A 21,739-nucleotide genomic window follows, 5' to 3' on the forward strand; every position below is an offset into this window, starting at 1 on the left:
CTTTCGAAACGGGCATAACGGACAGCGTTGCGGTTTCCGCACCACGGAAGTTTTCGGAATGACCTGGCAATAGCTGACCGCTAGTTGCCTGTGACCTTCAATGCTCAACCGATGGGCCGTCCGGCACCACTAAATGCAAGGATCTTTGGAGCGGAGTCAAGTGCTCCGGATGTGGAAAACGCAGCCGTTAACGTCGCGCTTATGACTCATGTGGATACACGGCCCCAGGCCGGAGACACGGTAAGCGGCGCCCCCTCGATGGAGGGCGGCGTACGCGAGAAGGGCCTCGGCGGAAACTCCGTCGGGCTTATGGGCAACGCCGTCATCGGCATCTCCACCGTTGCACCTGTTTACTGCCTCACGGCCACGCTCGGCCCCACGGTCGCCGAGGTCGGGCTGCAGATGCCCGCGGTCTTCCTCGCAGGGTTCCTGCCGATGCTGCTGGTGGCCTTCGCGTACCGCGAGCTGAACAAGGCCATACCCGACTGCGGTACTTCCTTCACCTGGTCGGTGAAGGCCTTCGGGCCCCGTATCGGCTGGATGTGCGGCTGGGGCCTGCTGGTCGCCACCATCGTGGTGCTCTCGAACCTCGCAGGCGTCGCGACCTCCTTCTTCTACCTGCTCCTGGGTGAGCTGACCGGCAGTGCGGACGTCGCCGCGCTTGACGACAACAAGGCCGCCCACATCCTCACCACGCTGGCCTTCATCGCCATCGCCACGGCGATCAGCTACCGCGGTATCACCGCCACCAAGTGGGTCCAGTACGCCCTGGTCGGGCTGCAGCTCGCGGTACTCCTGATGTTCGTCTACATGGCGCTCACCAAGTCTGGCGAAGTCGCCAACTCGATCGACTTCTCCTGGTCCTGGATGAACCCCTTCGCGGTCGAGTCCTTCGCCGCCTTCACCGCGGGCCTGTCCCTCTCGATCTTCATCTACTGGGGCTGGGACGCCTGCCTGTCGATCAACGAGGAGAGCACCGGCAGCGCCAAGACGCCCGGCCGCGCCGCGACGCTCGCCATGGTCGTGATCGTCGTCTCGTACCTGATGGTCGCCATCGCCGCGCAGATGTACGCCGGCGTCGGCGAGAAGGGCACCGGCCTCGGCAACCCGGAGACCTCGGACAACGTCTTCGCGGTCCTCGCCGAACCGATCATGGGCTCCGGGCTGGGCATCCTGCTCTTCCTCGCGGTCGTCGCCTCCGCGGCCGCCAGCCTGCAGACCACCTTCATCCCGGTCGCGCGCACCGCCCTGGCGATGAGCACCTACAAGGCCATGCCGGCCTCCTTCTCGAAGGTGCACCCGCGCTTCAAGACCCCTGGCCGCGCGACCGTCATCGCGGGCGTCGCCACCGGCGTCTTCTACGCGGTGATGACGCTGCTCAGCGAGAACGTCCTCGTCGACACGATCTACGCGCTCGGCCTGATGATCTGCTTCTACTACGCGATCACCGCGTTCGCCTGCGTCTGGTACTTCCGCCGCGAGCTGCGCACCTCGGCGCGCAACCTGATGGTCAAGGGCATCTTCCCGGGCGTCGGCGCCCTAATGCTCACCGCTGTCTTCGGCCAGACGCTGTACGACATGTGGGACCCGGCGTACGGCAGCGGAAGCTCGCTCTTCGGTGTCGGTTCGGTCTTCGTGATCGGTGTCGGCCTGCTGCTGCTCGGTGCGGTGCTCATGTTCGCCATGCAGCGCGTCAGCCCGGCGTTCTTCCGCGGCGAGGTCCTGACGCAGGACACCCCGGCGCTGGTCGTCGAGGACTGATCGCGCCGAGTCCGCCCAGCCGGACGACGTACCGACGACATACCTGAGTCATGAAGGGCTGGGGAAGCCGAATACGGCTTCCCCGGCCCTCTGTCGTCTGCGGATCGGAGGCGCTGCCTCCGCCGGTTGGGATCCCCCGCCTCGACGGGGTGCGCCTCCTGGCCACGGGCGCCCGCCACAGTGTGACGCTCACCAGCCGGGCGGGCCGTCGTGACCTGGGGTCACAACGGCGAGGGACAGCTCGGCAACGGCACCACGGTCGACAAGTACGGGCCGGTGCTCGGCACCGGCTGCACCCGCTGTCGCTGCCAGCCTCGGCGGCCACCCTCCGGTGCGGGCGGCGCGCGTTCACCGACACGCGGCGTTGCTGTGGCTGAGCTCCCGAGTCGTCGACGCTGGAGTAAGGGGGGCGCACCCCAGAACGGTGAGGCGGAGAAGGCCGCCGGTCATGGGCGAACTGGCGTGAGGATCTGAAGTAGCGCCTTCCAGGCGGTGGGGGTGGTGCTGAGTACGGCGTGGGCGGGATCTGCGCTCTCGGTCAGCAGGACGTTGCCTTCGTGGGCGGCTGCGTGCAGGCAGGCGTCGCCGGATTGGCAATACGACGACTTGTGCCACGCCAGCGCTTCACTCATGGTCGGCCTTTATATGCAGGAGCAGGGCGGCCAGTGTGGCGGGGGTCGTGTTGAGTGTCGCGTGGCTGGGGTCTGCGCTCTCGGTCAGGAGGACGGCTTGGCGGTTGGCTGCCACGTGGACGCAGGACTCGCCCTGTCCGCAGAACGATGACTTCTGCCACTCAGCGGTTTGCATCAGGTTCCTTTCACAGGTCGTGCGTCAGGTTGTGGATGAGGTCGCGTGACGCGGAAGGCCCCAGGGCTACGGCCTCCATCCGGGCAAGAAGCACCCGGTACATCTCCAACTGCGCCTCGGCGTCCACAAGCGCAGGCCCATGTGACTGGTCCAGCGAGACGGTGTCGAGTTGGGGAGCCGGGCCGTACGCGTACAAGATCGTCTGTCCGGAACCCGGGTAGGCGCCGATAGCGAACGGGATCACCTGGATGGTGATGTGCTCTCGTTGGCTCTGCTCGATCAAGTGCTCCAGCTGTCGCTTGGCGACAGACAGGCCGCCGACAGGCACGCGCAAAGCGGCTTCGTGGATGACCGCGTGGAACGGTGCTGGATCTGATCGGTCAAGCACCGCCTGCCGCTGGAGCCGGTGGTTCACACGGTGCTCAACCTCGGTACGCGAGAACTCTGGGACGACTTGCCGGAAGATCTCGCGGGCATGGTCCGTGATTTGAAGCAGCCCCGGGATGTGTGACGTGGTGGCGGACCGCAGCCGGGTGGCGTGGTGCTCCAGCTCGGCAAGGTCCAGTAGCGGCGTCGGGAGTACTTCCCGGAATGTCTCCCACCAGCCACCCTTGCGCTCGGTGGCCAACGCGACGAGGGCCTTGATGTAGGCGTCGTCGTAGCAGCGGTAGTTGCGCGCCATCGCGTACAGACGCTCGGGGCTCACACCGAACCGGCTGGCCTCGATGTTGCTGAGCTGGGCCTGGCTGATGCCGAGCAGGCTTGCACCCTCGGTGGCCGACAGCCCTGCTCGCTCGCGGAGTCTCCGCAACTCCGTGCCCAGGCGCAGGCGCCGTGCCGTGGGAGTGACCCTTGCGGCCATTCCTCAACTTCCTTTCGTCCGCGAGGCATTGAGTGTGTCACCCACAAGAGGGAAAGGCTCATGTAATTGCCGAATCTGCAAACACTTTATGTCTGGAGCGCGCTAGCTTGTGACTCAGGCCACTCGTCCGGGAGTACACCGCTCGACGGAGCGGCAACGTCAACGGGCACCGCACCGCACCGCACCGCACCATCCACCCATCACGCGCGTCACGGTCCAACTCCCCACAGCGATCGGAGACTTCCATGGCCACCGTAAACCCGCCCTGGGCCTACACCCTCCATCTTCCGCACGATCCCCGCGCTCCCGGAATCGCCCGCGCGACCCTGCGGGCCGTACTGGACACGTACGAGCTGGCCGAACTCGCTGATACGGCCGAACTGTTGGCGTCGGAGCTCGTCACCAACGCTCACCGTCACACCGACAGCCCGTATGCCTTCCGCCTTCGTCCCGTCGGCCCCGACCGCTTGCGCCTCGCCGTGTGGGATGCGAACCCGTTCATCCCCGCATCGTTCAGCGGGGCGCCCGGCGAGATGGCGGCGCTTGCCGACGAGACCGCCGAGGGGGGCCGGGGTCTCGAGCTCGTCCAGGCGTGCGCGGACAGGTGGGGCGGTTACGCGCTCGGCAGCGCGTACTACCCCGGGCGGCCGGGCGGCGGGAAGTTGCTGTGGGCCGAGTGCGGACGCAAGGGCTGTGAGACGTGGTGAGGCCGCCCGCGCTGCCGGTGGCGGATGGCGCGCTATGTCCGTCTTCGGTGTCCGGCGCCATACTGGGGGATGGTAGCCACGTCCGACTGGAGCGAATCATGAGCGCACAGCCCGAGCACGGCTGGGGAGCGATGCCCGTGCCGGAGATCCGGACCGTGGACGACTTGCGCCGTGCGCTCGATCGCTACGGCTTCCCCGGCGACCGGGAGAAGTTCGAAGCTGAGCTGTCGGCCGCCATAGGGGAATCCCCCACCAACGACTTCGAGGGCGCGGCCGCAGTCGTACGGGCGTACCGTCACCGGGTCCGGATCAGGAACTCGTCCGACATCATGGCGGCTCTCGAAGACGCACGCTCCGAGGGTAGTGGCCAATGAGCGAGCTCCCGCTGGAAGAGGCCGACCCTGCCAAGAAGGCATTCGCCGACCTCACGGAGGGGGAGCGGGAAGTGGCCCGGGCCGCGCTCGAAGTCATCAGACGGCATCCTGCGGCCGGGCGGGAGATTCCCGGCTGGCGCCCACCCTCCGTGGAGTACACGTACACCACGCCGATGGCGCGTGATTCGGCCGAGGCGGTCACCGTGGTTTACACGCACACCCCTGGCATGGGCGTGACGGTCGTGTACTACTTCCGTGATCCACGGGTGGTCGACTGAGTGAGCCGTACGAGCCGAGTCGGTCCAGGCCTTCGGATATGGGCGGGTTTGCCCGCCCGCTCATATTCTGGGAGGGAAGGGAGCGGCCATGGCCGTCCAGGAGGCCCCCTCCGTCGAGCGGGCGCGGGACGCGGCGGCCCGGGAGTCCTGGGCCGAGGCGTACGTGCTGCTGCGCGCCCTTGACGGCCACGCTTCGCGTGCCCTCGCTCCCGAGGATCTCGACACCCTGGCCGACGCCGCGTGGTGGTCCGGTCACGTGGACGAGTCGGTCGACGCCCGCCTGCGTGCCCACGCGGGGTATGCCGCCGCCGGCGACCACCGCCGGGCCGGCTGTGCCGCGTGGTGGCTGTACTTCGAGTACCGCGAGCTGGGGCGTCCCGCCGCGGCCGCCGGCTGGCTGCACCGGGCCCGCCACCACCTGGAGCACGAGCCGGAGTGCCCCGAGCAGTGCTTCCTCGCCTGGACCGACTCGGAAGAAGCGCAGGGGAACCGGGACCACGGGGCCGCACTCGCCGCCGCCCGCCGGATGTACCGCATCGCCCGGCACTCCGGCAGCCCCGACCTCATCGCCCTGAGCCGCCAGGCGCACGCGGCGGCGCTGCTCGCGGACGGCCGGACGGCGGAGGGGCTCGCTCTGCTGGACGACGCGATGTGCGCGGTCACGGCGGGCGAGCTGAGCGGCATGTTCACCGGCTGGCTCTACTGCCTGGCGCTCAACCAGTGCATGGCGGCGGCGGACTTCGGGCGGGCGGTGGAGTGGACCGATGCGGCGATGGCCTGGTGTTCGGTGCCCTGGTCGCAGCACGTCAGGTCGTCGTCCACGCCGTCGTCCCCGCCGCAGAGCGGTGGCGGCCCCGGCAGCCCCCTCACCGACAACCCCTTCCGCGGGCTCTGCCGCGTCCACCGCGTCGAGGTGCTCGACCTGCTCGGCTCATGGTCTGTCGCCGCCGCCGAGGCGGAGCGGGTCTGTGAGGAGGTACTGCCGGACTCCCTCGAAGCCGCCGCGGCGGCCCACTACGCCGCCGGGGAGATCATGCGCCGCCGGGGCCACCTGGAAGCCGCCGCCATTTCGTACGCACACGCCCACGAACTGGGCCGTGTCCCGCAGCCCGGACTTGCCCTCCTCCGCCTCGCCCAGGGGAAGGCCGACGCCGCCGTGACCGGCCTGCGCCTGGCCCTGGCCTGCCAGAGCGACGCGTCGCCCGACCTGCTGGGACGTGCGCGGCTGCGTGCCGCACAGACGGAGGTGGCCCTGGCCGTGGGGGACGTGGACGGCGCCGCCTCCGCGGTCGCGGAGCTCGAAGTGCTCGCCGCCGGCGGCCCCCCGTCTCCCGCCGCGACCCTGCTGAGCGCCATGGCCGACACCGCGCGCGGCGCGCTCGAACTCGCCCGGCACGGCGCACAGGACCCCGACGAGGCGCTGCGGCCGCTGCGCCGGGCGCTGGCGGGCTGGCTGGAGCTGCGGATCCCGTACGAGGCCGCACAGGTACGCATGCTGCTCGCCGCCGCCGACCGGGCCGCCGGTGACGACGAGGCCGCCCGGCTGGAGCTCCGGGCCGCCCGCACCACCTTCGAACAACTCGGCGCCGTTCCCGACGCCCGGCGCGCGGCGGCTCTGCTGGGGGAGAGGCACGAGACGCTGCCCGGGGGCCTCACCCCACGGGAATGCGAGGTACTACGGCTGGTCGCGGCGGGCGGCACGAACCGGGACATCGCACGCGAGCTGGTAATCAGCGAGCACACCGTGGCCCGCCACCTGAACAACATCTTCGCCAAGCTGAACGTAACCTCCCGCACCGCCGCCACGGCCTACGCGTACTCCCACGGCCTGACCTGACAACGCCGGAGGGGCTGGATTTTCCAGCCCCTCCGGCGTTTGAGGAGCGGGGTCTGGGGCGGAGCCCCGGTTCGGGAAGGGGCGGGTAGGGGAAAGAGCCCCGCGCAGCGGCACCCCCCGCCCGCGCACCCATGGGCCGTTCTGCCCATGCCCGGCCCGGCCGAAGTGGGTGGTACGTGCGATGCCCGAGGCGAACCCCCCGGCGTACAACGGACGCATGAAGCCACTCCTCGCGCCCCCAGAAAGCCGGTGCCCGCCATGACAACGCTGACCACCCAGCCCACCGACCTGGCCCTGGACCTGCTGCGCGCCACCGTGCACGGCGACGTCATCACCCCCGCCGACCCGGCATACGACGAGGCCCGCCGCGTCTACAACGCGATCCACGACCGCACCCCGGCCGTCGTCGTGCGGGCCGCCAACGCCGCCGACGTCATCGCCGCCGTACGCTTCGCCCGCGACCACGAGCTCCCCCTCGCCGTCCGCGGCGGCAGCCACGCGGTCGCCGGATACGGAACATGCGACGGCGGTCTCGTCGCCGACCTGTCCCGGATGCGCGCCGTCCGCGTGGACCCCGAGGCCCGTACCGCCCGCGCCGAGGGCGGCTGCACCTGGGGCGACTTCAACCACGCCACCCACGCCTTCGGTCTGGCCACCACCGGCGGAGCCGTCTCCACCACCGGCATCGGCGGCCTCACCCTCGGCGGCGGTATGGGACACCTCTCCCGCCGTTACGGCCTGTCCTGCGACAACCTCATCTCCGCCGACGTCGTGACCGCCGAAGGCACCCTCCTCACCTGCGACGCCGACCAGCACCACCCCGACCTCTTCTGGGCACTGCGCGGCGGAGGCGGCAACTACGGCATCGTCACCTCCTTCAAGTTCCGGCTGCACCCGGTGAGCGACATCCTCGGCGGCCCCACCTTCTACCCGCTCGACGGCGACGTCGCGCGCCGCTGGCGGGACATGAACGCCGAGGCCCCGGAGGAGTTCAACTCCCTCTTCGCCGTCCTTCTCGGCCCACAGCTCCCGTTCCTGCCCGAACGCTGGCACGGCCGCCCGGTCTGCGGCGTCCTCACCTGCTTCACCGGCCCCGCAGACCAGGACGACAAGATCCGCGGCCGCCTGGGCGCACTGGGTCCGGTCATCGGCCAGTACGTCGACCGCATGCCGTACCCAGTGATCAACACCCTGTTCGACGAGGACCTGCCGCCAGGCCTCTACCACTACTGGAAGGGCAACTTCAGCCGCGAACTGACCGACGGCGCCATCGACGTCCACATGACATACGGCGCGACGATTCCGTCGATGGAGAGCGACACCGTCATCTTCCCGATCGACGGTGCCTGCCACCGCGTCGGCGGCGAGGACACGGCATTCGCCTACCGCGACGCGTCCTTCTCCGCCGCCTTCGGCGCCAGTTACAAGAATCCCGCCGACACCGAGCACAACATCGCCTGGACCCGCGCGTACGACGAGGCGCTGCGCCCGCACACCGAGGAAGCCGGCTACATCAACTTCATGGCAGCCGACGACCAGGACCGCGTACGCGCCAACTACCGCCAGAACTACGACCGGTTGCGCGCGATCAAGCGCCAGTACGACCCGCAGAACGTGTTCCGCATGAACCACAACATCGCGCCGTGACGGCCTTGGCCCCTCGGTTACCGGACGCTTCATGAAGCCCTCCTCGGTGCGCGAACGCGTCACCCCACAGAGGAGCCGAAGTGCCCTTTCATTCGCCCCGTTCCCCCGACTTGGCCGGCGGCCCCCAGGAATACGGGATTCGTCAGCGCCGCCAGTGCTCCCGGCAGGCCGGGCACCTTCGGTGGGTGGCGGACTTCCGCGCGTACGTACGTCGCGTACTGCGGCGTCGTACGCCACTCCACCGCGCCCGCGCCGGATTCCGGCAGCGGCGCGGTGTGGAGCGCGCCCTGGTCGGTGACGAAGTGGGCGGTGCAGCCGGGGGCCCCGGTCACCTCCAGGCGGACGGTGACGGGGGCGTCGGCGGCGACCTCCAGGCGGTCGCCGATGCCCGCGTGGCGGCCACGGCCGCCCGAGGCGCCGAAGGTGAGCGACACGGCGGACGACTCGGCGATGTAGGAATGGCCCGCGCGGATGCCGTCGGTGATCGCCGCGCGGGTCAGGTCGTCGGCCAGTACCACCGTCTGCGGCATACCGACGAGCTGCGGCTCGCGATGGGCGTCGCTGTTGCCCATGGCCGGGACCCAGCGGCGACTGTTGGTGGTCAGGGTGTTGTCCCAGGACGCGAGGGCGATCTCGTCCTCCGGGGTGTACGGCCCGTTCCACACCTCCACGGCATCCGCGTCCCCGAACCCGAACTTCCAGTTGCACCCGATGCAGGTGGCGTGCGGATGCGCGGGTACGACGAGGCCGCCCGCGCGGCGGATCTCGCGGGCGTAGTGCCCGAAGCGGTTGTCGCGGGCGCGGTAGCGCCAGTCGACGAAGGTGCCGGGATCGGTGGCGACGGCGACGACATGACCGTTGCGGGTGGTGACTTCCTCACCGGTGAGGATCAACAGGTCGTCCCCCCACAGGCCCTGCCAGGCGGTGTGGGAGGAGTGGGTGTTGTGCTCGCTGGTGTTGATGAAGTCCAGCCCGGCGGCGCGGGCGGCTGCGGCGATCTCGCCCGGCGTGCGCCGTCCGTCGGAGTACACGGAGTGCAGGTGGCAGTCGCCCCGGTACCAGGCGCGCCCCCGCCCCTTGGCGCGCTCGGGCGGATAGACGGGCGCGGGGGTCTCGCCCGGGGCGCCGTACCGCAGCGTTATGGTCACGGCGTACGGCAGACCCTCGGGCGCGGTCGTGTACGGACCCAGCACGATGTTCCAGGTCCCGGCGCGCACCGGGCCGGGGATGTAGCCGGGCGTGGCGGCGTCGGCTCGTACGAAGAACTCCGTACGAGCTCCGCCGGACCACCCGCGGAAGCCGCGGCCGCCCAGGTCGGTGCCGCGCTCGTCGAAGATGCCGATGTCGAGGGCGTTGCCCTGGGTGCCGGTGGGCACGGGTGTCTTCTCGTACGTGTACGACACAGCGATCTCGCGTACGCCGCGCGGTACTTCGACGGGGAGGTAGACGTAGTCGGGGGACCCGGGCGGGAGTGTGCCGCGTACGGTCGTGGTCTCCTCGCCGTCGGCGGGCGCGGCATTCGCGAAGCTCACGCTGCCCAAGGTAAGGGTGGCGGCCGCTCCGGTCACGAACAGTGCGCGTCGCGTCGGTCCAGTCGTCGAACCCGTCATGCCGGCATCTCCGTCGGTGCGTTACGAGTTGCTGCGTACAGAGACACTGATATTGAGCCGTGAACGCCCCTGCAACGGAAGGGGGCCGTCGGTCGAGGTTTGCTGGTACCTGTGGCACCGATGCGCCGACGTTCGGCAGGACGTAGCTTGACGCTCAGCAGGCAGGCAGGCAGGCAGGCAGGCAGGCAGGCAGGCCGAGGTCACGATGATGAGGAGCTCCCGCATGCGCATCGCCACCACGATCTTTCTAACGGACGAGACGATCACGCCGGTACGGCTCGCGCGCGAGCTGGAGCAGCGCGGATTCGCCAGCCTCTACCTGCCCGAGCACACCCACATCCCGGTGTCCCGGGAGTCCGCGTATCCGGCGGGCGGCGAACTCCCGCGTGAGTACGGTCGTACGCTCGACCCCTTCGTCGCCCTCGGCCAGGCCGCCGCGGTCACCGAACGGCTGTGCCTCGGCACCGGCATCACGCTGGTCGCCCAGCACGATCCGATCGACCTGGCCAAGCAGATCGCGACTTTGGACCACCTTTCCGGCGGCCGCTTCACGTTTGGTGTGGGCTACGGCTGGAACAAGGAGGAGGCCGCGGACCACGGCGTCGAGTGGGCCACGCGCCGCGAGCGGACGTGGGACCGGATGGCGCTGATGCGGGCACTGTGGTCGGAGGAACCGACGGCGTACGAGGGGGAGTTCGACTCAGTACGTGCGTCATACGCGCACCCGAAGCCGGTGCAGAAGCCACGCGGTCCGGTGACCGGCCCGCGCACGCTGGTGGGCGGGGCGGCGGGCCCGAAGCTGTTCGCCCACATCGCGGAGTACGCGGACGGGTGGCTCCCGATCGGCGGCCGGGGCCTGACGGAGTCCGTGCCGGTGCTGCGTACGGCATGGGAGGACGCGGGGCGCGATCCGGAGGGCCTGCAAGTGGTCCCGTACGCGGTGAAACCCACCCCGGGGAAGCTGGCGCACTTCGCGGACCTGGGCATCACGGAGCTGGTGCTGCAACTGCCGCCGGCGGGCGAGGCGGAAGTCCTTCGCGTACTGGATGAGTACGCGACGTTCATCTGACCAGAATGCCCCGCCCCTCTGTGCTCGGCGCCCGGGCGCCGCTACCTTGGCCACCTCGGCATGGACAGCGCCCGGCCCTGCGGCCGGCACCTCGGGGGAGAGGCTACGCACATGCAGAAGAGCCCATTAAGCATCGTCGCGATCGTTTTCGGCGCGGTAGCGCTGTTCATCTGCCCGCCGCTGTTCGGCATCCTCGGCCTGGTCTTCGGCGGAATCGCCAAGTACAAGGACGAACCGCTGGCGGTGACGGGCCTGATCGTCGCGGGAGCGGGCCTGGCCATCGGCATGGTCCTGGGTTTCGTAGTCTTCAGCTCGATGTCGACACCGTGACGGAGTGAACCCCGGAACCCCGGAACCCCTGACCCCTGAACTGACCGCCCTGCGCGGAGCCACCTTGGCGGACCGGGGGCCGCCGAGCTGAACCACGGATCGCGTCTGGGGGTTTCGGGTCGTCCCGAGCGCTTCAGGGTCGGTGGGCCGGGGCGGCGCGTCAAGGGCGCTCCCTGCGGTCGCGTCGCTGCGCGAGATCCCTTCGGGCTCCCCTTGACCCGCCGCCCCGGCCCACCGCTAACGCTTTCCACGGGGACGGCCCAAAAGAAAACGCCCTGCACGCGAGGTGGGGGAGTGGCGCGGGTTGGCTTGGTGGCTTGCGGGTGAGTGGGTGGGGCGCGGCAGGTTGAGGGGGCGCCTCGGCCCCGGGCTCAGCGACTGCGGGAACGGTCGCTGGTGCGACATCCCCATTCTCACGCACACGATCACCCACGACGGCGGACAGCCGGCCGTTCCGGGTCGACCTGCGGACCATCCCGCCTGCGGGTGGGGCGCGACAGTTGAATGGGGTGACTCGGGCGGGCGTGGCGTCCGCCCCCGCCCGGTGGTCGGCTCGGCCTCAAGCACGTGGTTGGTGTGGGTGGGTGGAGGGTTGCCCGGGAGCGAGTGGTCCTGCCGATGGTCCGGCCGGACGGACAGTGCGGCCGCGCGGCCGCTGGGGTGGGCCCGACGTTCTCGACGGGGCTCGCGGCACTCGAGGGGCTTGAGGGGGCTCGGTGGTCCGAATCCATCACATGACGACTCTGTATGCCCATTTCGCCCCAGTTGCGACGCATGGGGGTGGTCTGGGTGGGTGTCATGTGATGGATTCGGTCCATGCGATGCCCCGCCAGCCACATCAGCCTCCACCGACACACGGTTGGGCCGTGCGGAAGCTTGCTTTCGTCGTTGATGGGTTCGGTTGTTCCAGCAGCTCGGTCCGGGTCGTTGGAATGCGACGAACCCGGCACTTGAGGAGCCCCAACGCGCCTCCAGCCCCATCCGCCTCAGCCGTCTTGCTTGCGGTCATCGCTGAAGCGTTTCGGCTCGCACGGACGGCTCGCGTGTTGGATGGCGGGCTGGGGCCGCCGGGGCGTTCGTTCCGCTGCGGGCTCGACCGCACACCGGCCCGGCTCGGGGCGCCTGGGAACGCGACGATTCCAGCACTTGATGAATCCCAGCGCCCCTCCCGCCCCACCGGTCTCAGCCGTTTCGCTCCCGGCCATCGCGGGACCTTCGATCGTCGTGGGTGGGGTTCGTCCGCTCCCACGGCCCGCTTCGGGGCCTTGTGTGCAACGAACCCGGCACTTGACGGGCCGGCCCCCTCCAACCCCACCCGTCTCAGCCCTACCGTTTCCGGCTCTCACGGGAGCGTTTCTACCCACACCCTGGCTCGGGCGACTCGGAGGGCGGCTCGCGTGATCCATTTGCTGGGCTGCGCAGTCGCAGTCGGTGCCTCACCACCCGTCCACATCAGCAACGTGTTTGCTGCCCAACCGACCACCGGCCGGGGCGGACGCTGAACCGGCCCGAGTCCCCCCATTTAACTGTCGCGCCCCACCCGCAGGCGGGATAGTCCGCAGGTCGACCCGGCTGGCCGGCCGTCCACCGGCGTGGGTGGTCGTGTGCGTGGGAATGGGGATGTCGCATCAACGGCCGTTCCCGCAGTCGCTGAGCCTGGGGCCGCACCACCCCGTAAACCTGCCGCGCCCCACCTCCAAACCCGTCGCCCGGCAGCGATACAGCAACCACTTGCCGGAGTTCCCCCGTGGGCTCCCCCCGGGCGGACCTCCGACGCCAACCTTGGTAAAGGCGGCCCCCACAGCAGATGCGACCAACGCCCCAGGGTCACCAACGCCCCCGCCCGGCACCGCTGGCATCATCGAGGCCGTGACCCCGACCGCAATCCCGGCCCCGCCCCTGGCCCCGCCCCCGGCCCCGGCCCCGTCACTCTCCCCGAGCCCCGAACCTCCCTGCCGCCGCTGCGCGAAGCGGTGTGTCCTGTTTGACGTCGACGGCACGCTGATCGACGCTCTCGACAACCAGCGTCGGGTCTGGGCGGACTGGGCCGTGCGGTACGGGGTGGACCCCGGTGAGGTGTATCGCGTCGCGTTGCGGACGCGGCCGTTGGAGACCTTCGCCATTGTCGCCCCCGCCGAGGACCCGCAGCAGTGCCTGGCCGCGCTGCACGCGCTGGAGGACGAGGACGTACGGTCCGGGGAGTACACGGCGTTCGACGGTGCGGCCGAGCTCTTGCGCGGGCTGCCGGCCGGTGCCTGGGCGCTGGTGACCTCCAACTACGAGCACCGCGTGCGTGGGCGGTTCGCGCGTACCGGGCTACCGGTTCCCGACGTGGTCGTCGACGCTGCCGGGGTGGCGGAAGGCAAGCCGTCCCCCGTCCCCTACCTGCTGGCCGCCGCACGCCTCGGTGCGCGGCCGGAGAACTGCCTCGTCATCGAGGACGCGCCATCCGGCGTACAGGCCGGGCTCCGCGCCGGCATGACTGTGTGGGGCGTGAACACCGCCGCCGTCGACGGCGTGCACCGCCACTTCAGCAGCCTTCGCGAAGCGGCCCCCGCCATCACCGCCTTCCTGGCAGGCGCTCCGCAGAGCGGGCCCTGCCGATGTGCGTCGCTCGTATGCTCGGACGCATGACGACACGCGACGCGAGCGCACCGCACGGGAACGGGAACGGGAACGGGAACGGACCTCGGAACGAGCCTGGGAGCGAGGCTGGGAACGGACGCCGGGGTGGTGCCCGCAGCGTCCCCACCTCCAACGCCATGCGCCGCGCCCTCAAGCGTGCCCGTGACGGGGTCGCGCTCGACACCGGTGAGGCCGCCGTGCTGCTCCAGGCGCGCGGTGACGACCTCCTGGACCTCGCCGCCTCCGCCGCCCGCGTGCGCGACGCCGGGCTGGACGCCGTCGGGCGGCCCGGCGTCATCACGTACTCGCGCAAGGTGTTCATCCCACTCACCCGCCTGTGCCGCGACAAGTGCCACTACTGCACCTTCGTGACCGTTCCCGGGAAGCTCCGCCGCGACGGCCACGGCATGTTCCTCTCCCCTGACGCAGTCCTCGACATCGCTCGCCGCGGCGCCGAAATGGGGTGCAAGGAAGCACTGTTCACGCTCGGCGACCGGCCCGAAGAGCGGTGGCCCGAGGCGCGTGAGTGGCTGGAGGCGGAGGGGTACGACGACACCCTCGCGTACGTACGGGCCATGGCCATCCGCGTGCTGGAGGAGACGGGGCTGCTGCCTCATCTCAATCCCGGTGTCATGTCCTGGACGGACCTTCAGCGGCTCAAGCCCGTCGCCCCCAGCATGGGGATGATGCTGGAGACGACCGCCACCCGGCTCTGGGCAGAGCCCGGTGGCCCGCACCACGGCTCCCCCGACAAGGAGCCCGCCGTACGGCTGAGGGTGCTGGAAGACGCCGGGCGCTCCAACGTCCCCTTCACCACCGGGCTCCTGATCGGCATCGGCGAGACGTACGAAGAGCGTGCCGACTCGCTCTTCGAGCTCCGCAAGACCGCCCGCGCCTACCACGGCATCCAGGAAGTCATCGTCCAGAACTTCCGCGCCAAGCCGGACACCGCCATGCGCGGCATGCCCGACGCCGAGCTGGAGGAGCTGGCCGCGGCCATCGCCGTGGCCCGCCACATCCTCGGGCCGAGCGCGCGCATCCAGGCCCCGCCCAACCTCGTCGACTCCGAGTACGCCCTCCTCATCGGCGCGGGCATCGACGACTGGGGCGGCGTCTCGCCGCTCACTCCCGACCACGTCAACCCCGAGCGCCCCTGGCCGCACATCGACGAGCTCGCCGCCAAGACCGCCGCCGCCGGCTTCGAGCTGCGCGAACGGCTCACCATCTACCCGGAGTTCATCCAGCGCGGCGAGCCCTGGCTGGACCCCCGGCTCGTCCCGCACGTACGCGCGCTCGCCGACGCGGAGACCGGGCTGGCGCGGGAGGACGTACGGCCGAGGGGTCTGCCGTGGCAGGAGCCCGACCACGGGTTCACGGCTGCTGCGGCAGGCACCGGGCGCACCGACCTGCACCTCACCATCGACACGACCGGCCGCACCACCGACCGCCGCGACGACTTCGACAACGTGTACGGCGACTGGGACGCGCTGCGTGAGGCCGCCGCCCCCGGCATGGTGCCCCAGCGCATCGACACCGACGTACGGCAGGCGCTGAAGCAGGCCGCCGACGACCCGGCCAAGCTCACCGACGACCAGGCGCTCGCACTTCTCCACGCGGACGGCCCGGCCCTCGACGCCCTCTGCCGCATCGCCGACGAGCTGCGCCGTGACGTCGTCGGTGACGACGTCACGTACATCGTTACGCGCAACATCAACTTCACCAACGTCTGTTACACCGGCTGCCGTTTCTGCGCCTTCGCGCAGCGGCGCACGGACGCCGACGCCTACACCCTGTCCCTCTCGCAGGTCGCCGACCGGGCCCAGCAGGCTTGGGAGGTCGGCGCGGTCGAGGTGTGCATGCAGGGCGGCATCCACCCCGACCTCCCCGGCACGGCGTACTTCGACATCGCGCGCGCCGTGAAGGAACGCGTCCCCGGCATGCACGTGCACGCCTTCTCGCCCATGGAGGTCGTCAACGGCGCCACCCGCACCGGCATGTCGATCCGGGACTGGCTGGCGGCGGCCAAGGAGGCCGGGCTGGACTCCATCCCCGGCACGGCCGCCGAGATCCTCGACGACGAGGTGCGCTGGATCCTCACCAAGGGCAAGCTGCCGACCGCGACGTGGATCGAGGTCGTGAAGACCGCGCACGAGCTCGGCATCAGGTCGTCCTCGACCATGATGTACGGGCATGTCGACCAGCCGCGCCACTGGCTCGGCCATCTGCGGACCCTGGCCCGGATCCAGCAGGAGACCGGCGGCTTCACGGAGTTCGTGACGCTGCCGTTCATTCACACGAACGCCCCCGTCTATCTGGCCGGCATCGCCCGCCCCGGTCCGACGGACCGCGACAACCGGGCCGTCACCGCCATGGCCCGGCTCCTCCTTCACCCTCACATCACCAACATCCAGACGAGCTGGGTGAAGCTGGGCGCGGAGGGGGCGGCCGAGATGCTGCGCTCCGGCGCGAACGACCTCGGCGGGACCCTGATGGAGGAGACCATCTCCCGGATGGCGGGTTCGAGTTACGGCTCGTACCGATCCGTCCAGGATCTTGTCGCGATCGCGGAGGCCGCCGGGCGTCCCTCGAAGCCGCGGACGACGCTGTACGGCGACGTACCGGTCGAGCGGCAGCGGGCGGCAGAGGCGTCGGACGGTCATCTTCCGGCGTTGCTGCCGGTGCTGGAGTGACGCGGCATCAAGGGCGCGCAAAGATTGCCGGAACCCGGCAATGCCTTCTGTCAGTCCTGCATGAGACCATCCGTCTTATTCAAGTTGTTCCAATAGATCAATAGGTCAATAGATCAACGATCGGCGCACACGGGGGTGGGTGGCGTATGACTGTTTTTCTCGGTCTCGGCATTGCGGGGGTCGTGCTGCTGGCGCTCTCGCTGATCTTCGACGGGATACTGGAAGGGCTTTTCGGGGGAGTCCTCGACGGCCTTTTCGACGGTCTGCTTTCGCTGCCCGTCATTGCCGGGTTCCTCTCGATGTTCGGCTTCGGCGGCGCGATCGTGCTCGGCGCCACGGGTCTCGGAGCCGCTGCGGCCACGGGAGCCGGGGTTGCGGCGGGGGTCGTCACGGGCTGGATCGCGTGGAAGTTCAGCCGTGCGCTGATGCGTGACCAGACCGACGCCACCCCGCGCGGCACCGACCTCGTCGGCACCGCCGGGTCCGTCGTGACCGCGATACCCGCCGAGGGGTACGGCGAGGTGCTGCTGCGGCTCGGCGGCCAGCCGGTCAAACTCGCGGCCAAGAGCGCGGTGCCGGTTGCGCGGGGCGCCGAGATCTGGGTCGAGGCGTCACTGTCGAGCACTTCGGTCGCGGTGCGCCCCGTCGAACGCTGAGGACCGGTTCCATCCGGTCATACCTCGTCCATCCCCGTCCGTCCCACCCGTTTCCAACAGTCCTGAGTACGTACCGTTCCAACTGCTGCCGTCCCCTGGGAAGGCAGGGGGGAATTCATCATGAGTCCAGTCATCGTCGCGGTCGTCGGAGTCGTCGTACTCCTCGTCCTCCTGGCCCTTGTCGTCATCACGCGCTACAAGGTCGCCGGGCCCAGCGAGGCCTTCATCATCACCGGCCGCCGCGGAAAGACGTCCACCGACCCGGTCACCGGGCACACCTCCACCGACAACAGCGGCCAGAAGGTCGTCGTCGGCGGCGGCGTCTTCGTCGTGCCGTTCGTACAGCAGAAGTTCACCCTCGACCTCTCCAGCCGGCACATTCCGATCGCCGTCCGCGGCGCCGTCACCCTGCGCGGTGTGAAGGCGAACCTCGAAGGCGTCGCGATCGTCAAGGTCGGCGGCAGTGAGGACGCGATCAGGGCCGCGGCCCAGCGGTTCCTCCAGCAGCAGGACGGCATTGTCGGGTTCACGCAGGAGGTGCTGTCCGGTGCGCTGCGCGCCATCGTCGGCCGCATGTCGGTCGAGGACATCATCCGTGACCGTGCCGCCTTCGCCGGGCAGGTCGCCGAGGAGGCCGAGGCGAGCCTGTCCGGGCAGGGCCTGATCCTCGACGCGTTCCAGATCCAGGACATCACCACCGAGGGCTCCTACCTGGAGGACCTGGGCCGCCCCGAGGCCGCCCGTGCCCGCCAGGAGGCGGACATCGCCGAGGCCATCGCCAAGCGGGCCTCGGAGCAGGCCCGGCTGAAGGCGGCCGAGGAGATCGCCATCGCCGAGCGGACCTTCTACCTGAAGCAGGCCGAGATCCGCGTCGAGACGGAGGCCGCGGCCGCCAAGGCCAACGCCGCCGGCCCGCTCGCGGACGCCGCGCGCCAGCAGGAGGTCCTGGCGGAGCAGGAGAAGGTCGCCGAGCGCCAGGCGGCGCTGACCGACCGCGAGCTCGACACGAAGGTCCGCAAGCCCGCCGACGCCGCGCGTTACCAGGCGGAGCAGGAGGCGGAGGCGCGGCGTATCGCCCAGGTCAAGGAGGCCGAGGCGGACGCCGAGCGTTCCCGCCTCACGGGTGAGGGCGAGAAGCTGCACCGAGCGGCGCTTGCCGAGGCCGTACGGATCGAGGGTGAGTCGGAGGCGGCCGCCATCGCGGCGAAGGGTGCCGCCGAGGCCGAGGCGATGCGCAAGAAGGCCGACGCGTTCGCGCAGTACGGCGACGCGGCCGTCCTCCAGATGCTGGTCGAGGTGCTGCCGCAGGTCGTCGCGAAGGCGGCGGAGCCGCTGAGCGCCATCGACAAGATGACGGTGATCTCTACGGACGGCGCGAGCCAGCTGGCCCGTACGGTCACCGACAACGTCGCCCAGGGCATGGAGCTGCTCAGCTCCACGACCGGGGTCGATATGGCGGAGCTGCTGAAGGGCATCACCCAGCGGGGCACGAAGCCGGCTGCCACTGCGCAGGCGCCGGCCGACGGGAACGGCAAGATCCCGATCACCGACTGACCCGGACGCCCCGCGGGCCTGTCCTCAATGGCCGGACGGGCTGGAATTGTCCCCTGGGCAACTTCAGCCCCTCCGGCGTTTGAGGAGCCCGCACCGCACACCTGTCCCCTGAACGCCCCGTTCCCCTTCGATTACAGTGCTGCGCCAGACGTCCTCCAGAGCTCGTCCAGACGTCGTACGCCGGCACACACACCCGAAGGGCAGAAGCGGTGAGCGCACCAGTCACATCCGTATGGGGCCGCGCCGAGCAGCAGGACTTCCGCAGCCGGGTACGCGGCTGCCTGCTCGGCGGGGCGGTCGGCGACGCGCTCGGCGCCGGCGTGGCCGCCCTGAGCCTCGACGAGATACGCGCGGCCCACGGCATCGACGCCGTCACCGACCTCGTCCCCGCGTACGGGAGACGCGGTGCCGTCACCGCCGGCACCCAGCTCACCCTCTTCACCGTCGACGGCCTCATACGGGCCCAGGTACGCCGCGACACAGGCGCCTGGCACCCGCCCACCGACGTACACCGAGCGCATCTGCGGTGGGCCCTCACCCAGCGCGACTGGGGCCCGGACGAGCGCCGCAAGGACAACGGCTGGCTCGCCCGCGAGGAGTGGCTGTACGCCCGCCGAGACCCCTCCCGCGAGTGCCTGACCGGGCTCGCCGACGGGACCATGGGCACCCTCGACAAGCCCAGGAACCCCACCGCCCGCGACTCCGGCGCCGTCACCCGTTCCGCGCCCTTCGGGCTCCTCGTCGGGTGGGAGCCGCAGCTCGTCTTCCAGCTCGCCGTCGAGTGCGCCGCGCAGACCCACGGCCACCCCACGGCGTACCTCTCGGCCGGGGCGTTCGCCGTCGTCGTGCACGGCCTGGCGCGCGGCGAGACCGTCGACGCATCCGTCCAGCGCGCCCTCGCCCAGCTCGCCGCTCGCCCCGGCCACCAGCCTGTGACCGACGCCCTCAAGCACTCCCTCGGCGCCGTACGCCAGGGCATGCCGTCCCCGGCCCGCGTCGAGTCCCTCGGCGACGGCCGCACCGCCGAGGACGTGCTGGCCGTCGCTGTCTACTGCGCCCTCGTCGGCGAGGACATCCGCCACGGCCTGCGCCTCGCCGTCAACCACGGCGGAGCCTCCGACGCCACCGGCGCGCTCTGCGGCAGCCTGCTCGGCGCCCTACACGGCGAGACCGCGCTGCCGCCGGGGTGGGTCGCGGAGCTGGAGGGGCGGGCCACCGTCCTCGAACTCGCCGACGACTTCGCGATGGAGATGACCCAGGGCCCAGCCCTCCACGGCCCCGCGGTCAACGCTCCCGGCTGGCTGTCCCGCTACCCGAGAGCCTGACCCGACCCGACCCGACCCGCATTGGCCCCGCGTTACTCCTTCACCCTCTCCCGCGCAGCGGCATCACCGGCACCGGCGACCGCAGGGGCCGGTACCGCCGCCGCGCCCGCCGACGAGTCGTCCCCGTCCGAGTTGATGCGCGCCAGTACCGCGTCGCGCTCCGGGGTGTCCTCCGGCTTGACGAAGCCGATGGCGATGAACAGCACCAGCGAGACAGCCAGCGGCACCGACACCTGGTACTGCGTCGCGACGCCGTCCATTCCGTAGTTCACCACCCAGAAGGCGAACAGCCCGCACGCCCACGACACCAGCGCGGCCGTCGGCCCGGACTTACGGAACCGGGGCAGCAGTCCGAGCATGAACGGGATCGCGATCGGTCCCATCAGGCCCGCGACCCACTTGATGACGATCGTGATGATGTCCTTGAACGCCGGCGAATTGACCTGCGTCGCGATCGCCATCGACAACGCCAGGAACGCCACGGTCGACAGCCGCGCGGCCACCAGCCCCGCCCGCTGTGACCAGCTGCGCGCCTTGACCGACAGAGCGGGCGCGATGTCGCGCGTGAAGACGGCGGCGATGGCGTTGGCGTCCGAGGAACACATGGCCATCGTGTGGGAGAAGAAGCCGACGATGACCAGCCCCAGCAGACCGTGCGGCAGCAGCTGCTCGGTCATCAGCGCGTACGAGTCCGAGGCGTCCGGCTTCTGCGCGTCTACCAGCAGCGGCGCGCACCACATCGGGAAGAAGAGAACCAGCGGCCACACCAGCCACAGGGTCGCGGACAGCCGCGCCGACCGCGTGGCCTCGCGGGCGTTCGCCGTGGCCATGTAGCGCTGGGCCTGGTTCCACATGCCGCCCGAGTACTCGAACGTCTTGATGAAGAGATAGGCGAGCAGGAACATCATGGTGAAGTCGCCGGTCAGCGGGTCGCTGTGGTTCTCCGGGAGCTTGTCCCACACCGTCCACAGTGAGCTGAACCCGCCGAGTTCCCCCATCACCGCGATCAGCATCGCCAGCCCGGCGAAGAGCTGGATGATGAACTGCCCCAGCTCCGTCAGGGCGTCGGCCCACAGGCCGCCGACCGTGCAGTAGATACCGGTGACGACGCCGGTGATCAGGATGCCCTGGTTGAGCGAGATGCCGGTGAAGACGGTCAGCAGCGTGGCGATCGCCGCCCACTTGGCGGCGACGTCCACGATCTTGAGCAGGACGCCGGACCAGGCCAGGGCTTGCTGCGTGGGCAGGTTGTAGCGGGTCTTGAGGTATTCGAGCGGTGAGGAGACACCCAGCCTCGACCGCAGCCGGTTGAGCCTCGGGGCGAACAGGCTGGAACCTATCGCGATGCCGATCGCGATGGGGAAGGACCACGTCACGAACGACGTGACGCCGTACTTGTACGCGATGCCCGCGTAACCGGTGAACATGACCGCGCTGTAGCCGGACATGTGGTGGGAGATGCCGGAGAGCCACCAGGGCATCTTTCCGCCGGCCGTGAAGAAGTCGCTGACGTTGTCCACGCGCTTGTGGGACCAGACGCCGATCGCGACCATGATTCCGAAGTAGCCGATGAGCACGGCCCAGTCGAGACTGTTCATGCCCCCTCC

At 70.1% G+C, this 21,739-nt stretch carries 18 protein-coding genes; 13 read left to right on the forward strand and 5 right to left on the reverse strand.

The window, feature by feature from the left end; genetic code table 11:
* Positions 1 to 201: 201 nt before the first annotated feature.
* On the forward strand, positions 202 to 1,761 hold the full coding sequence (locus J7E96_RS11160) for an APC family permease (RefSeq protein ID WP_215130088.1): 1,560 nt from the start codon (positions 202 to 204) through the stop codon (positions 1,759 to 1,761).
* Between the two features lie 446 nt (positions 1,762 to 2,207).
* On the opposite strand, the gene J7E96_RS11165 is transcribed toward J7E96_RS11160, so the two are convergent.
* The 3 genes from J7E96_RS11165 to J7E96_RS11175 are packed head-to-tail and all read right to left on the reverse strand — an operon-like array spanning position 2,208 to position 3,430.
* Positions 2,208 to 2,393, reverse strand: a complete 186-nt coding sequence (locus tag J7E96_RS11165; RefSeq protein ID WP_215130090.1) for a DUF397 domain-containing protein — start codon at positions 2,391 to 2,393, stop codon at positions 2,208 to 2,210.
* Positions 2,386 to 2,568: a DUF397 domain-containing protein gene (locus J7E96_RS11170; RefSeq protein ID WP_215130091.1), complete on the reverse strand. Its 183-nt coding sequence runs from the start codon at positions 2,566 to 2,568 to the stop codon at positions 2,386 to 2,388. Before J7E96_RS11170 ends, J7E96_RS11165 begins: the two co-directional genes overlap by 8 nt.
* A gap of 10 nt (positions 2,569 to 2,578) precedes the next feature.
* The gene (locus tag J7E96_RS11175; protein WP_215130092.1) at positions 2,579 to 3,430 is read right to left on the reverse strand and encodes a helix-turn-helix transcriptional regulator; all 852 of its coding nucleotides are present in this window, start codon (positions 3,428 to 3,430) and stop codon (positions 2,579 to 2,581) included.
* A gap of 245 nt (positions 3,431 to 3,675) precedes the next feature.
* Between J7E96_RS11175 and J7E96_RS11180 the strand changes: the two genes are divergently transcribed.
* The 5 genes from J7E96_RS11180 to J7E96_RS11200 all read left to right on the forward strand — a co-directional run bounded on the left by J7E96_RS11180 (position 3,676) and on the right by J7E96_RS11200 (position 8,273).
* Positions 3,676 to 4,137, forward strand: a complete 462-nt coding sequence (locus J7E96_RS11180; RefSeq protein WP_215130093.1) for an ATP-binding protein — start codon at positions 3,676 to 3,678, stop codon at positions 4,135 to 4,137.
* Positions 4,138 to 4,235: 98 nt separating this feature from the next.
* On the forward strand, positions 4,236 to 4,511 hold the full coding sequence (locus J7E96_RS11185) for a hypothetical protein (protein ID WP_215130094.1): 276 nt from the start codon (positions 4,236 to 4,238) through the stop codon (positions 4,509 to 4,511).
* A complete protein-coding gene (locus tag J7E96_RS11190; RefSeq protein ID WP_214975806.1) occupies positions 4,508 to 4,789 on the forward strand; it encodes a hypothetical protein in 282 nt (93 codons plus the stop codon). Before J7E96_RS11185 ends, J7E96_RS11190 begins: the two co-directional genes overlap by 4 nt.
* Positions 4,790 to 4,877: 88 nt before the next feature.
* The gene (locus J7E96_RS11195; protein WP_215130095.1) at positions 4,878 to 6,626 is read left to right on the forward strand and encodes a LuxR family transcriptional regulator; all 1,749 of its coding nucleotides are present in this window, start codon (positions 4,878 to 4,880) and stop codon (positions 6,624 to 6,626) included.
* A gap of 258 nt (positions 6,627 to 6,884) precedes the next feature.
* Positions 6,885 to 8,273, forward strand: a complete 1,389-nt coding sequence (locus J7E96_RS11200) for an FAD-binding oxidoreductase (protein WP_215130096.1) — start codon at positions 6,885 to 6,887, stop codon at positions 8,271 to 8,273.
* A 59-nt stretch (positions 8,274 to 8,332) separates the two neighbouring features.
* Here the strand turns inward: J7E96_RS11200 and J7E96_RS11205 are convergent, their stop codons facing one another.
* A complete protein-coding gene (locus J7E96_RS11205) occupies positions 8,333 to 9,883 on the reverse strand; it encodes a CehA/McbA family metallohydrolase (RefSeq protein ID WP_215130097.1) in 1,551 nt (516 codons plus the stop codon).
* A gap of 223 nt (positions 9,884 to 10,106) precedes the next feature.
* Between J7E96_RS11205 and J7E96_RS11210 the strand changes: the two genes are divergently transcribed.
* The 7 genes from J7E96_RS11210 to J7E96_RS11240 all read left to right on the forward strand — a co-directional run bounded on the left by J7E96_RS11210 (position 10,107) and on the right by J7E96_RS11240 (position 20,132).
* Positions 10,107 to 10,952 carry an LLM class F420-dependent oxidoreductase gene (locus J7E96_RS11210; RefSeq protein ID WP_215130098.1) on the forward strand — a complete coding sequence of 282 codons (846 nt, stop codon included), beginning with the start codon at positions 10,107 to 10,109 and terminating at the stop codon, positions 10,950 to 10,952.
* 111 nt (positions 10,953 to 11,063) lie between these two features.
* Positions 11,064 to 11,282 (forward strand): hypothetical protein, encoded by a 219-nt coding sequence (locus J7E96_RS11215; protein ID WP_215130099.1) that lies wholly within the window; start codon positions 11,064 to 11,066, stop codon positions 11,280 to 11,282.
* Between the two features lie 1,980 nt (positions 11,283 to 13,262).
* Positions 13,263 to 13,916 carry an HAD family phosphatase gene (locus J7E96_RS11220; RefSeq protein WP_285439441.1) on the forward strand — a complete coding sequence of 218 codons (654 nt, stop codon included), beginning with the start codon at positions 13,263 to 13,265 and terminating at the stop codon, positions 13,914 to 13,916.
* Positions 13,913 to 16,597, forward strand: coding sequence for a bifunctional FO biosynthesis protein CofGH (locus tag J7E96_RS11225; RefSeq protein ID WP_285439439.1), 2,685 nt, complete (start codon positions 13,913 to 13,915; stop codon positions 16,595 to 16,597). The genes J7E96_RS11220 and J7E96_RS11225 overlap by 4 nt, the downstream gene beginning before the upstream one ends.
* Before the next feature lie 146 nt (positions 16,598 to 16,743).
* Positions 16,744 to 17,253, forward strand: coding sequence for a hypothetical protein (locus J7E96_RS11230; RefSeq protein WP_215130100.1), 510 nt, complete (start codon positions 16,744 to 16,746; stop codon positions 17,251 to 17,253).
* A gap of 120 nt (positions 17,254 to 17,373) precedes the next feature.
* The gene (locus tag J7E96_RS11235) at positions 17,374 to 18,807 is read left to right on the forward strand and encodes a flotillin family protein (protein WP_215130101.1); all 1,434 of its coding nucleotides are present in this window, start codon (positions 17,374 to 17,376) and stop codon (positions 18,805 to 18,807) included.
* 209 nt (positions 18,808 to 19,016) lie between these two features.
* Positions 19,017 to 20,132, forward strand: coding sequence for an ADP-ribosylglycohydrolase family protein (locus J7E96_RS11240; protein ID WP_215130102.1), 1,116 nt, complete (start codon positions 19,017 to 19,019; stop codon positions 20,130 to 20,132).
* A gap of 32 nt (positions 20,133 to 20,164) precedes the next feature.
* On the opposite strand, the gene J7E96_RS11245 is transcribed toward J7E96_RS11240, so the two are convergent.
* Entirely contained in the window at positions 20,165 to 21,730 is a 1,566-nt protein-coding gene (locus J7E96_RS11245) for a sodium:solute symporter family protein (protein ID WP_215130103.1), read from the reverse strand.
* Positions 21,731 to 21,739 lie beyond the last annotated feature (9 nt).

This window comes from Streptomyces sp. ISL-96, from assembly GCF_018614035.1.
Classification (GTDB): domain Bacteria; phylum Actinomycetota; class Actinomycetes; order Streptomycetales; family Streptomycetaceae; genus Streptomyces.

What these genes read in the sequence shown, in the direction of transcription:
- J7E96_RS11160 (WP_215130088.1), top strand. Translation starts at nt 202, where the DNA reads ATGACTCATGTGGATACACGGCCCCAGGCCGGAGACACGGTAAGCGGC.
- J7E96_RS11165 (WP_215130090.1), bottom strand. Translation starts at nt 2,393, where the DNA reads ATGAGTGAAGCGCTGGCGTGGCACAAGTCGTCGTATTGCCAATCCGGC.
- J7E96_RS11170 (WP_215130091.1), bottom strand. Translation starts at nt 2,568, where the DNA reads ATGCAAACCGCTGAGTGGCAGAAGTCATCGTTCTGCGGACAGGGCGAG.
- J7E96_RS11175 (WP_215130092.1), bottom strand. Translation starts at nt 3,430, where the DNA reads ATGGCCGCAAGGGTCACTCCCACGGCACGGCGCCTGCGCCTGGGCACG.
- J7E96_RS11180 (WP_215130093.1), top strand. Translation starts at nt 3,676, where the DNA reads ATGGCCACCGTAAACCCGCCCTGGGCCTACACCCTCCATCTTCCGCAC.
- J7E96_RS11185 (WP_215130094.1), top strand. Translation starts at nt 4,236, where the DNA reads ATGAGCGCACAGCCCGAGCACGGCTGGGGAGCGATGCCCGTGCCGGAG.
- J7E96_RS11190 (WP_214975806.1), top strand. Translation starts at nt 4,508, where the DNA reads ATGAGCGAGCTCCCGCTGGAAGAGGCCGACCCTGCCAAGAAGGCATTC.
- J7E96_RS11195 (WP_215130095.1), top strand. Translation starts at nt 4,878, where the DNA reads ATGGCCGTCCAGGAGGCCCCCTCCGTCGAGCGGGCGCGGGACGCGGCG.
- J7E96_RS11200 (WP_215130096.1), top strand. Translation starts at nt 6,885, where the DNA reads ATGACAACGCTGACCACCCAGCCCACCGACCTGGCCCTGGACCTGCTG.
- J7E96_RS11205 (WP_215130097.1), bottom strand. Translation starts at nt 9,883, where the DNA reads ATGACGGGTTCGACGACTGGACCGACGCGACGCGCACTGTTCGTGACC.
- J7E96_RS11210 (WP_215130098.1), top strand. Translation starts at nt 10,107, where the DNA reads ATGCGCATCGCCACCACGATCTTTCTAACGGACGAGACGATCACGCCG.
- J7E96_RS11215 (WP_215130099.1), top strand. Translation starts at nt 11,064, where the DNA reads ATGCAGAAGAGCCCATTAAGCATCGTCGCGATCGTTTTCGGCGCGGTA.
- J7E96_RS11225 (WP_285439439.1), top strand. Translation starts at nt 13,913, where the DNA reads ATGACGACACGCGACGCGAGCGCACCGCACGGGAACGGGAACGGGAAC.
- J7E96_RS11230 (WP_215130100.1), top strand. Translation starts at nt 16,744, where the DNA reads ATGACTGTTTTTCTCGGTCTCGGCATTGCGGGGGTCGTGCTGCTGGCG.
- J7E96_RS11235 (WP_215130101.1), top strand. Translation starts at nt 17,374, where the DNA reads ATGAGTCCAGTCATCGTCGCGGTCGTCGGAGTCGTCGTACTCCTCGTC.
- J7E96_RS11245 (WP_215130103.1), bottom strand. Translation starts at nt 21,730, where the DNA reads ATGAACAGTCTCGACTGGGCCGTGCTCATCGGCTACTTCGGAATCATG.